The 10,769-nt window shown below is 73.5% G+C and carries 9 protein-coding genes and 1 pseudogene; 6 read left to right on the top strand and 4 right to left on the bottom strand.

Annotated elements, in window-relative coordinates; translation table 11 throughout:
* Positions 1-22: 22 nt before the first annotated feature.
* Genes ACJOT3_RS26735 through ACJOT3_RS26745 form a run of 3 tightly spaced genes read right to left on the bottom strand, consistent with a single transcriptional unit; the run spans position 23 to position 3,186 of the window.
* Positions 23-1,324 carry an ABC transporter substrate-binding protein gene (locus ACJOT3_RS26735; protein WP_406975876.1) on the bottom strand — a complete coding sequence of 434 codons (1,302 nt, stop codon included), beginning with the start codon at positions 1,322-1,324 and terminating at the stop codon, positions 23-25.
* Between the two features lie 22 nt (positions 1,325-1,346).
* Positions 1,347-2,225 (bottom strand): carbohydrate ABC transporter permease, encoded by an 879-nt coding sequence (locus ACJOT3_RS26740; protein WP_406975877.1) that lies wholly within the window; start codon positions 2,223-2,225, stop codon positions 1,347-1,349.
* Entirely contained in the window at positions 2,215-3,186 is a 972-nt protein-coding gene (locus ACJOT3_RS26745; RefSeq protein WP_406975878.1) for a carbohydrate ABC transporter permease, read from the bottom strand. The genes ACJOT3_RS26740 and ACJOT3_RS26745 overlap by 11 nt, the downstream gene beginning before the upstream one ends.
* A gap of 499 nt (positions 3,187-3,685) precedes the next feature.
* On the opposite strand from ACJOT3_RS26745, the gene ACJOT3_RS26750 reads away from it, so the two are divergent.
* From ACJOT3_RS26750 to ACJOT3_RS26770, 5 genes are all read left to right on the top strand, one after another.
* On the top strand, positions 3,686-4,999 hold the full coding sequence (locus ACJOT3_RS26750) for a Gfo/Idh/MocA family protein (protein WP_406975879.1): 1,314 nt from the start codon (positions 3,686-3,688) through the stop codon (positions 4,997-4,999).
* Entirely contained in the window at positions 4,996-6,156 is a 1,161-nt protein-coding gene (locus tag ACJOT3_RS26755) for a Gfo/Idh/MocA family protein (RefSeq protein WP_406975880.1), read from the top strand. Before ACJOT3_RS26750 ends, ACJOT3_RS26755 begins: the two co-directional genes overlap by 4 nt.
* The gene (locus ACJOT3_RS26760) at positions 6,153-6,986 is read left to right on the top strand and encodes a DUF6807 domain-containing protein (protein WP_406975881.1); all 834 of its coding nucleotides are present in this window, start codon (positions 6,153-6,155) and stop codon (positions 6,984-6,986) included. The genes ACJOT3_RS26755 and ACJOT3_RS26760 overlap by 4 nt, the downstream gene beginning before the upstream one ends.
* Positions 6,987-7,023: 37 nt before the next feature.
* The gene (locus ACJOT3_RS26765) at positions 7,024-7,917 is read left to right on the top strand and encodes an NAD-dependent epimerase/dehydratase family protein (protein ID WP_406975882.1); all 894 of its coding nucleotides are present in this window, start codon (positions 7,024-7,026) and stop codon (positions 7,915-7,917) included.
* An 82-nt stretch (positions 7,918-7,999) separates the two neighbouring features.
* Positions 8,000-9,034, top strand: coding sequence for a LacI family DNA-binding transcriptional regulator (locus tag ACJOT3_RS26770; protein ID WP_406975883.1), 1,035 nt, complete (start codon positions 8,000-8,002; stop codon positions 9,032-9,034).
* Between the two features lie 4 nt (positions 9,035-9,038).
* On the opposite strand, the pseudogene ACJOT3_RS26775 reads toward ACJOT3_RS26770, so the two are convergent.
* Positions 9,039-9,854, bottom strand: a pseudogene (locus ACJOT3_RS26775) (NAD(P)-dependent oxidoreductase).
* 29 nt (positions 9,855-9,883) lie between these two features.
* On the opposite strand from ACJOT3_RS26775, the gene ACJOT3_RS26780 reads away from it, so the two are divergent.
* The coding region (locus tag ACJOT3_RS26780; RefSeq protein ID WP_406975884.1) for a LysR family transcriptional regulator at positions 9,884-10,769 on the top strand (886 nt) is incomplete at its 3' end.

Consider the following 10,769-nt stretch of genomic DNA (forward strand, 5'->3'; position numbering starts at 1 on the left):
CGGCCCCGCGTTCGTGCCGGGGTCACTGGGAGCCGGTGGCGGCCTCCACCTCGGAGATCCACTGCTGGGCGGCCTCCTGGGGGGTGAGGTCGCCGAAGGCCATGGAGTCGGTGATGCGCTTGGTGATCTCCACGACCTGGCCGGCGCCGATGGGCGGCGGCGGGTTGCCGTCCACGATGGAGTCCTCGATCTCGGCCAGGAACACGGCGCTGCGCTCGTCGGCCGGGGGCAGGGAGCTCAGGATGTGCCCGCGCACGTCCACGTTGGCGGGCAGGCCCAGGTCGGACAGGATCAACTCGGAGGCCTCGTTGCTGTTGAGCATGAAGTCGACGAACCGGGCCGCCTCCTCCGGGTGGTCGGACCCGGCCGAGACGGAGTAGAACATGGCGGGCTTGAAGAACATGCCGGTGCGGTCGCCCGCGCTCTCCCCCGGGAAGCGCAGCAGTTCGATCTCGCGGCCGGAGGACTCGGTGATGCCGCCGAGCTGGTTGGTCCAGAAGACCGCCATGGCGCCGGTGTTGGTGGACAGCACCGACTGGTCGGGGCCGCCCGCCTCGATCTCCACGCTCTGGGCGGCGGCGGGCTGGCCGCCGTTGTCCAGCAGCTCCTGGGTCATCTCGAACCAGGCGGTCAGGGTCTCCTCGGAGAAGCCCAGGGTGCCGTCCTCGTTGTAGAGCCTCTCCCCGTGCTGGCGGGCGAAGATCTGGAAGCCCTGCTCGTTGTAGGCGATGCTCTGGGTGCCCACGATGTCGCCGTCGCTGGCCTCGGTGATCTCCGCGGCCAGGGCGATGTACTCCTCCCAGGTCCAGGTCTCGTCGTCGGGCAGCTCCACCCCGGCCGCCTCGAACGCCTCGGGGTCGGCCAGGACCGCGTAGGCGTTGACGCCGCTGGCGATGCCGTAGGTGGCGCCGTCCAGGTCGCCGCTCTGGGCGACCAGCGGGTCGATCTTGGACAGGTCCAGGCCCTCCAGCTGGGAGAGGTCGGCCAGGGCGCCGCGGTCGCCGTACTCCCGCAGGTAGCGCTCCTCCTGCATCATGATGTCGGGGGCGTCGCCGGCCGCGGTGGCGGTGGCGAGCTTGTCCCAGTACGAGCCCCAGTCGGTGTAGTCCGCGACGATCCGGATGTCGGGGTTCTGGCCTTCGAAGATGTCGATGACCTGCTGGAGGGTGGAGTGGCGGTCGTCGGCGCCCCACCAGGAGTAGCGGAGTTCGACGACGCCGTCCTCGGCGGCCGAGCCGCCGCCTCCGCAGGCGGAGGCGGTCAGTGCCAGGGCGAGGGCTGTCGCGGCGGCCGCCAGTGGGCGGCGCGGGTTCACGGGGGCCATGGGGGGAGGATCCTCTCGATCTTTACTTGATGCCGGTGGTCGCGATGCCCTTGACGAGGTAGCGCTGGCCGGCGAGGAAGAAACCGAACACGGGTCCCAGGGCCACCACGGACATGGCGAACAGGGGACCCCAGGAGGTCTGGGAGCTGGAGTCGACGAAGGTGCGCAGCGCCACCGGGACCGTGTACATGTCGGGCCGGGTGAGGAAGATCAGCTGGCTGAAGAAGTCGTTCCAGGTCCAGATGAAGGTGAAGATCGCGGTCGTGGCCAGGGCCGGCATCGACAGCGGCAGGATGATGCGCAGGAAGATCCGCACGTGGCCGCAGCCGTCGATGCGGGCGGCCTCGTCCAGGTCCCGGGGCAGGCCGCGGATGAACTGCACCATCAGGAAGATGAAGAACCCGTCGGTGGCCAGCAGCTTGGGCACGATCAGCGGGTAGAACGTGTTGATCCAGTCCAGCTGCGCGAACAGGATGTACTGCGGCACGATCACCACGTGGATCGGCAGCATGATGGTCGCCAGCATGATCGCGAAGAAGAGCCGCTTGCCGCGGAACTCCAGGCGGGCGAAGGCGTAGGCGGCCATGGAGCAGCCGATGAGGTTGCCGACGATGGACCCGCCCACCACGATCGCGGAGTTGAGCAGGTAGTGGTGGAAGGGGTGCTGCAGGGCGGTCCAGCCCTCGGCGTAGTTCTGCGGGGTGAAGCTCCAGGGGATCAGCCCCGGCTCCCGGAAGATCTCCGCGGTCGGTTTGAAGGAGCTCGACACCATCCACAGCAGCGGGTAGAGCATGATCAGGCCGAAGCCGATGAGGCCGATGTGGGTCAGGAGCCGTCGGGTGCGTTCGGTCCGTGTGCGGGCGCCGCGGGCGCGGGCCGCGGGCCGGGTGTCAGTCGCCATAGAAGACCCAGTACTTGGAGACGAGGAAGTTCACGGCGGTGAACCCTCCGATGATCATCAGCAGGAGCCAGGCCATCGCCGAGGCGTAGCCCATGTCGAACGCCCCGAACCCCCGTTGGTAGAGGTAGAGCGTGTAGAAGAGGGTGGAGTCGGAGGGGCCGCCGGTGCCGCCGCTGACGATGAACGCCTGGGTGAAGGTCTGGAAGGCGTTGATGATCTGCAGCACGAGGTTGAAGAAGATGATGGGCGTGAGCATGGGCAGGGTGATGTGCGCGAACCGGTGCACCGGCCCGGCCCCGTCCACCGCGGCGGCCTCGTAGTACATGGCGGGGATCTGGCGCAGCCCGGCCAGGAAGATGACCATGGGCGCGCCGAACGTCCACACGTTCAGCACCACGAGGGTGCCCAGGGCGTAGTCGGGGTGGGAGACCCAGCCCTCGCCCTGGATCCCGAAGAGCGCCAGGACCTGGTTGATCAGCCCCTCGGCGCCGAACACCTGCCGCCACAGGATGGCGATGGCGACGCTGCCGCCGAGCAGGGAGGGCAGGTAGTACACCGACCGGTACAGGGCCAGGCCGCGCACGCCCCGGTCCAGGACCATCGCCAGCGCCAGGGCCATGGCGAGCTGGAGCGGTACCGACACGAACACGTAGAAGAAGGTGACCTTCAGGGCGCTGTGCAGGCGGGCGTCCTCGAACATCCGCTGGTAGTTGGCCCAGCCGACCATCTCGTGGTCGCCGATGAGGTTGTAGTCGGTGAAGGAGAAGTACAGCGAGGCCAGCAGGGGACCGGCGGTGATGAGGGCCAGCCCCAGGAACCAGGGTGCGAGGAAGCCGTAGGCGGCGAGGTTCTCGCGCTTGTGGCGGCCGACTCCGCGTGCCGCGGCGCGCCGCCCGCGGCCGGCGGGGGCCGGGGGCGACGGCGCCGCCGGGCGGGTGCCGCGCTGGAGGAGCGCGCTCACAGGGCTCCGCCTCCTGTGGGGACGGTCTCCGGCCGTGGGGTGGAGACGCGCGGACCAGGGTGCCCAGGGTGCATGGTCGCGGACCGCCAATCTGATCGGGAAGGGGGTTCGGGGCGGGCCGGGGCCGGCGACCCCTGTGCCCGAGAACGCCGTGTGCTCGGGGATACCGTGCTCGGGAACGCCGCGCCTGAGAACGCTGTGTTCGAGAACACCGTGGAAATGCGCAGGTTATGGGTTGGTAAGCGCTATCCAGCTACTAGGATGTTCAGTTTCTAGCACCGGGTTACGAGGGTGTCAACGCCCGGTTTCCGCTTGCGGGCCAAGCACCGCCCGGATCGTTACCTTCCCGATCGCCCGCCGAGTAGGGGTTTCTCCCCGCGATCGCCGCCCGGTTGTGACCGTTTCCTCCCCTGGATCGCCCCGTGCGCCCCACCTGTTTCATGTGCGGGATTGCCCCCGGGCATTGTGGTTCGGCCGGGAAAGCGTTTACCATCCTGGTGTGAACCACACCACGCAACGCAGGTACGCGATCGTCGGCACCGGTTCCCGGGCCCGGATGTACACCCGGGCCCTGACCGGCGCCCACCGCCGCCACGGGGAGCTGGTCGCCCTGTGCGACACCAACGCCACCCGCATGGCCGTGCACAACCGCATCGTCGCCGAGGCCGGCCTGGACCCCGTGCCCGCCCACCCCGCCGACGCCTTCCCCCGCATGCTCGCCGAGCAGGCCGTGGACGAGGTGATCGTGTGCACCGTCGACCACACCCACGCCGACTACATCGTCGCCGCCCTGGAGCACGGCGCCGACGTCATCACCGAGAAACCCATGACCACCGACCTGGACGGGCTGCGCCGCATCGAGGAGGCGCGCGAGCGCACCGGCGGCCGGGTCACCGTCGGCTTCAACTACCGCTACAACCCCGTCCACCGCCGGGTGCGCGAGCTCATCGCCGAGGGCGCGATCGGCGAGGTCGGGTCCGTCCACTTCGAGTGGATGCTGGACCTGCGCCACGGCGCCGACTACTTCCGCCGCTGGCACCGCGACAAGGCCAACTCCGGCGGCCTGCTGGTGCACAAGGCGAGCCACCACTTCGACCTGGTCAACTGGTGGATCGCCGCCCGCCCCGAGGAGGTCTTCGCCTCCGGTCGGCTGTTCTTCTACGGCGACGAGAACGGGCGCCGGCACGGCCTGGCCGCCGACTACGAGCGCGGCCACGGCGCCGCGGCCGCCGACGCCGACCCCTTCGCCCTGCACCTGGCCGACAGCCCCGACCTGAGCGCCCTGTACCTGGACGCCGAGCACGAGGACGGCTACCGTCGCGACCTCAACGTGTTCGGCCCCGGCATCACCATCGAGGACGACATGTCGGTCCTGGTCCGCTACGACACCGGGGCCCGCCTGACCTACCACCTCACCGCCTACGCCCCCTGGGAGGGGTACCGGCTGGCCGTCACCGGCAGCCGCGGCCGCCTGGAGCTCGACATGGTGGAGTTCGACCGCACCGCGCCGGGGCGGACCGAGGACAACCCGGTGCGCGGCATGCCCGCCCCCAAGGAGGACACCTTCTCCCGGCTGGTGCTGCGCCGCCACTGGCAGGCGCCGCAGGAGGTCCCGGTGGAGGTCGGCACCGGCGGCCACGGCGGCGGCGACACCGCCATGCTCGACGCGCTGCTGGGCCGACTGGACGACGGCATCCGCCCCGACCACGCCGACGGCGGCAGCGCCCTGCTCACCGGGCTGGCCGCCAACGCCTCCATGGCCTCGGGGGCGCCGGTGCGCGTCGCCGACCTGCTCGCCGGGAAGGACGCGTGAGCCCCGGCGGCCCGGTGCCGCTGCTGCTGGTGGGCCTGCACGGGCACGGCCGCTCGCACCTGCGCTCGCTGCTGCCGCTGGTCAAGGCCGGGACGGTGCGGCTGGCGGGGGTGTGCGACCGGGTGGCGCCCGCGGCGGGCGACGATCTGGAGGGGCACGGCCCGGTCCCGTTCTTCGACGACCTGCCCACCGCCCTGAAGCGGACGGGGGCGCGGATCACCGTCCTGGTGACCCCCATCCACACCCACCTGCCGCTGGCCCTGACCGTGCTGGAGCACGGCTCGCACGTGCTGCTGGAGAAGCCCACCACCGCGACCCTGGCCGAGCTGGACCGTTTGGTGGAGGCGGTCGACGCCGCCGGGCTGGCCTGCCAGATCGGTTTCCAGAGCCTGGGGTCGGCGGCCGTGGACGCGGTGCGCGCCCTGGTCGCCGAGGGGGCGGTGGGGCGGGTGCGCGGCATCGGCGGGTCCGGGGCGTGGGTGCGCACCTCCGCCTACTACGGCCGCGCCCCCTGGGCGGGGCGGCGGCGCCTGGACGGGCACGAGGTCGTGGACGGGGCGGTCACCAACCCGTTCGCGCACGCGAGTGCCACCGCGCTGGCCCTGACGGGTGAGGGCACGCACGCCCCCTCGGGCATCGAGCTGGACCTGTACCGGGCGCACCCCATCGAGAGCGATGACACCTCGGCGCTGCGCCTGCGCACCGCGGGGGGTGTGACGGTGGTGCTGGCGGCGACGCTGTGCGCCCCGGCCGAGGCGCCGCCCCGGCTGGTGGTGCACGGCGAGCGCGGCCGGATCGAGCTGGAGTACACGCTGGACCGGGTCACCGTGCACCGGCCGGGCCGGGCGCCGCTGACCACGACGCACCCGCGGCGCAACCTGGTGGCCGACCTGGTCGACCACCTGCGCCACGGGACCCCGCTGCTGGTGCCGCCGGCGGCCACCCGCGGGTTCATGCACGTGCTGGAGGCGGTGCGCACCGGGCCCGATCCGACGCCCATCGGTGCCGAGCACCAGCGGGTGTGGGAGCAGGACGGGGTCGTGCACCGGACCGTGCACGGCATCACCGGCCTGGTCGACCGGGCGGCGGAGTCGCTGTCCCTGTTCCGTGAGCTGGACGTGCCCTGGGCGCGGACGGATCTGGAGGCGCACACGTGAAGTTCGAGATCGGCGATGTCGTCGTGGCGGAGTGGAACGACGGGGCCGGGGTGGAGCCGCTGCTGTCCCCGCGCCCGTACCTGCACCCGGTGCGGACCGCGGGCGGGGTCGTGGTGAGCGAGGTGGTGCCCGAGGACCACCGCCACCACCTGGGGGTGGGGGTGGCGGTGCCCGACGTGTCGGGCACCACGTTCTGGGGCGGGCGCACCTTCACCCCGGACCGGGGGTCGGTGCTGCTGGACAACCACGGGCGCCAGCGCTCGCGGGGGCCGGCCGCCCGCGCCGGGGGCGGGTGGGCCGAGGAGGTGTCCTGGACCGACCCCGAGGGGGCGGAGCTGCTGCGGGAGGAGCGCCGCTGGCGGGCCCGCCGCCTGGACGGGCGCACCTGGGTGCTGGACCTGGACTGCGCGCTGCGCAACACCAGCGGCCGGGAGCTGTCCATCGGCAGCCCGGCCACCAACGGGCGCCCCGGCGCCGGGTACGGGGGGCTGTTCTGGCGGGCCCCGATCGGCCCGGTGGCCCCGCGGGTCCTGGGGCCCGGCGGAGCGGAGGGCGAGGAGGCGCTGCACGGGTCGCGGGCCCGGTGGCTGGCCCTGGCCGGGGAGGCCGGCGGGCCGTGGACGCTGCTGTTCCACCAGCCCGGCGCGCACACCGACCCCTGGTTCGTGCGGGCGCGGGAGTACCCCGGGGTGGGTCCGGCGCTGGCCTGGGGGGAGCGGCTGCCGCTCCCGGCGGGCGGGGTGCTGGCCAGGGGTCTGCGCACCGCGGTCGCCGACGGGCACCCCGCGGACCTGGACGCCCTGGCCGCCGCCGTCACCGCCCTGCCCTGATGTGATCCCCGAACGAGAAGAGAGAAGGAAGGCCCGCATGCGCGTGCTCGTCACCGGAGGCTCGGGGCGGCTGGGCCGCAGCGTCGTCGCCGCCCTGGCCGCCCGAGGACACGAGGTGGCCTCGGTGGACCTGGCCCCGGCCGACCACCCGCCCGGGGTGGTGGGCCGGGTCGCGGACCTGCTGGACGACGGCGCCCGGGCGCAGGTGTTCGCCGCGGCCCGTCCCGAGGCGGTGGTGCACCTGGCCGGGATCGCCGTGCCGTTCGCCCGCCCCGACGTGGAGACCCTCCAGGTCAACACGGGTCTGGCCTGGGCGGTGCTGGGTGCGGCGGTCGAACACGGGGCCCGGGTGGCGGTGGCCGCCTCCAGCCCCACGGTGTACGGCTACAACACCCCCGGGTGGCGGCCCCGGTACTTGCCGCTGGACGAGGAGCACCCGGTGGCGCCCTGGCACGCCTACGGGCTGAGCAAGCTCATCGTGGAGGAGGCGGTGCGCGCGCTGGCGCGCACCTCGCCCGGCTGTGTGCTGTGCGCGGTGCGGCCCGGGTACGTGGTGGCCCCGAGTGAGTGGGCGGGGGCGCCCACCCAGCAGGGGCACACCATGGCCGAGCGGGCGGCCGACGCGGAGCTGGCGGGGGTGTCGCTGTTCAACTACGTGGACGCCGCCGACGCGGCGGACCTGTTCGCGCGCATCGTGGAGGAGCCGGAGCGGGCCGAGCACGGCGGGGTGTACAACGCGGTGGCCGCCGACCCGCTGGCGCCGGGGCCGGTGGACGCTCTGATGGCGCGGCTGCACCCGGGTTCGGCGCCGGTGGCCGGGGCGCTGGCGGACGGGCGTGCGGTGTTCTCCAGCGACAAGGCCCGCCGGGACCTGGGGTGGGCGCCCGAGGCGACCTGGCGCGACCTGCTGCGCGCGGACCGGGCGGGGTGAGGCGGTGCAGCGTCGGGGCGCCTCCCGCTCGGCTACCCTGGGAAAGAGTTTTCCAGGACGTGGGACGAGAAGGGCCAGGGGCGTGGACTCGGGTTACGTAACGCTGGAACAGGTGGCCGAGCACGCCGGGGTCTCCCTGGCGACCGCCTCCAGGGTCATCAACGGCAGTACCCGGCAGGTCAGCCAGCGGTTGCGGGACCGGGTCACCGCCAGCGCGCAGGAGCTGGGGTACCTGGCCAACGCCTCGGCCCAGACGCTGGCGCGCAACAGCAGTTCGCTGGTGGGGCTGCTGGTGCACGACATCGCCGACCCCTACTTCTCGTCGATCGCGGCGGGGGTCACCCGGTGCACCGAGGAGCAGGGGCTGGTGCTGGTGCTGGGCACCACGGGCCGGTCGGTGCAGAAGGAGGGGCGGGTGCTGGCGGCGCTGCGCTCGCACCGGGCCAAGGCGGTGATCCTGGTGGGGTCGCGCTCCACCGACGAGGAGAGCAACGCCCGCCTGGCGCGGGAGATCGAGGCGTTCCGCCGCCAGGGCGGGCGGGTGGCGTGCGTGTCGCAGCCGGGTCTGCCCGCGGACACGGTCAGCCCCGACAACGCGTCGGGGGCTGCCGCCCTGGCCCGGCACCTGGTGGGGTTGGGGCACCGGCGGTTCGCGATCCTGGCGGGGCCCAGCGACCTGCGCACCGCCCGGGAGCGGTTGGACGGGTTCCACGGGGCGCTGTCGGCGGCGGGGATCGACCTGGACCACAACAACGTGATGCACGGGGCGTTCACGCGTGATGGCGGGTACGAGTCGACGCGGCGGCTGATGACGCTGGGCACGGACGCGACCTGCCTGTTCGCGGTCAACGACGTGATGGCGACCGGGGCGATGGCGGCGCTGCGGGACCTGGGGATGAAGGTGCCCGAGGGCCTGTCGGTGGCCGGGTTCGACGACATCCCGACGCTGCGCGACCTCACCCCGGCGCTGACGACGGTGCGGCTGCCGTTGGAGGAGATGGGGGAGAAGGCCGCGGAGCTGGCCCTGGACATGGACCACGAGGGTGATTTCCGGGTGGTGACCGTGCCGGGGGAGGTGGTGGCGCGGGAGAGCACCGCACCGCCCACCGTCCCCTGAGCCCTCAGCGCACGAGCGCGGACAGGTCCTGCTCGGCGTCCTCGGGGCGGCTCGTGAGCAGCCGGTGGACCGCGGTGAGCACCGGCAGGTCGGCGGCCGCGGTGGCCAGGGCGACGTCCTTGGCCGCGAGTCGGACGGGGTAGAGGGCGCCCTCGGCGAAGGCCCGCCCGGCGGCGCCCGCCATGGGGCCGGACAGCAGTCCGTCGCGGGCGGCCTGTTCGGGCACGCCCAGGGCGGCGGCCAGGCGCATCGCCTCGGAGACGACGGCGACGCCGCCGATGACGGCGTCGATGAGCACCAGTTTGAGGGCGGCGCCCGAGCCGACCGGGCCGCAGGGCACGGTGCGGCCCAGCACGCCCAGGACCTTCTCCACGGGGGCGGTGTCCCCGCCGGCCAGGATGGTGAGTTCTCCGGCGGCGGCCGGTCCGACGCTGCCCATGACGGGGGCGTCCACCAGGGACACGCCCTCGGGGAGGCGGGCGGCCAGGTCGGCGATGGCGTCGGGGCCGACCGAGGACATCTCCACTCACACCGTTCCGGGCGCCAGGTGCGGGAGCACCTGTCCGGTGACCGCGGCCAGGGCGTCGGGGTCGGCGAGCATGGTGATGAGCACCGGGGACGCGGCGGCGGCCGCGGCGGGGGAGTCCGCGACGGTGGCGCCCTCCGCGCGCAGCGGGTCGGTCTTGGCGGTGGTGCGGTTCCACACGGTGAGCGGGTGTCCGGCGGCCAGCAGGCGGCGGGCCATGGGCAGGCCCATGTGGCCCAGGCCGATGAAGGTGATCTCGTGCATGGCCTCGACGCTAGACCCGCGATTGGACATGCCACAAGCGAATGTCCAGCATAGGAGGTATGCCGGAACGTCATGGGTTGTACGAGGTCTTCCTGACCGTGGCCGAGACCGGGTCGCTCACCGCGACCGCCCAGGTGCTGGGGTACACCCAGTCCGCGGTGTCCCGCCAGGTCCAGGCCCTGGAGCACGAGCTGGGCTCGCCGCTGTTCGACCGCCTGCCCCGGGGTGTGGCGCTCACCGACGCCGGGCGGACGCTGCTGCCGCACGCCCGCGCCGTGGTCGGGCACCTGGCCGCCGCCCGGGCGGAGCTGGCGGCGCGGCGCCGCCTGGACGGCGGGCGGTTGCGGGTGGGCTCCTTCTCCAGCGCGGGTGTGACCCTGGTGCCGCGGGCGCTGGCCGCGTTCTCCCGCCTGTACCCGCGGGTGGAGGTCGCGCACGTGGAGGCGCTCACCGCCGACCTCGTCGCCCGGCTGGAGGAGGGGGCCCTGGACGCCGCGGTGGTGGGTGCCCCGGCCGACCCCGCCCGGGTGGACCTGTACCCGCTGCTGGACGAACCGCTGCTGGTGGCGGTGCCCGCCGGGCACCGCCTGGCCGGGCGGGAGGGGGTGCACCTGGCCGAGTTGGCCGAGGAGCCGTGGATCGCCGGGCGCGAGCGGTTGGCGGACACCCTGCTCGGCCCGGCCGCGGACCGGGGTTTTCGGCCGCGCGTGGCCCATTTGGTGCGCGAGTGGGCGGCCAAGCAGGGGTTCGTGGCCGCGGGGCTGGGGGTGACGCTGCTGCCCGCCCTGGCGGCGGCCTCGCTGCGCCCGGACCTGGCGCTGGTCGCGCTGGCACCGGGGGAGCTGCCGCCGCGGCCCGTGTACGTGGCGCTGCCGCGGGGGCGCACCCGGGCCCCGGCCGTCGAGGCGTTCCGGGAGCGGTTGGAGCGGGCCACCGCACTGATCC

The organism is Nocardiopsis protaetiae, from assembly GCF_045446735.1.
GTDB lineage: Bacteria > Actinomycetota > Actinomycetes > Streptosporangiales > Streptosporangiaceae > Nocardiopsis > Nocardiopsis protaetiae.

Bases quoted from the DNA above. Each gene is read 5' to 3' on its own strand.
- ACJOT3_RS26735 (WP_406975876.1), bottom strand. From the start codon at position 1,324: ATGGCCCCCGTGAACCCGCGCCGCCCACTGGCGGCCGCCGCGACAGCC.
- ACJOT3_RS26740 (WP_406975877.1), bottom strand. From the start codon at position 2,225: ATGGCGACTGACACCCGGCCCGCGGCCCGCGCCCGCGGCGCCCGCACA.
- ACJOT3_RS26765 (WP_406975882.1), top strand. From the start codon at position 7,024: ATGCGCGTGCTCGTCACCGGAGGCTCGGGGCGGCTGGGCCGCAGCGTC.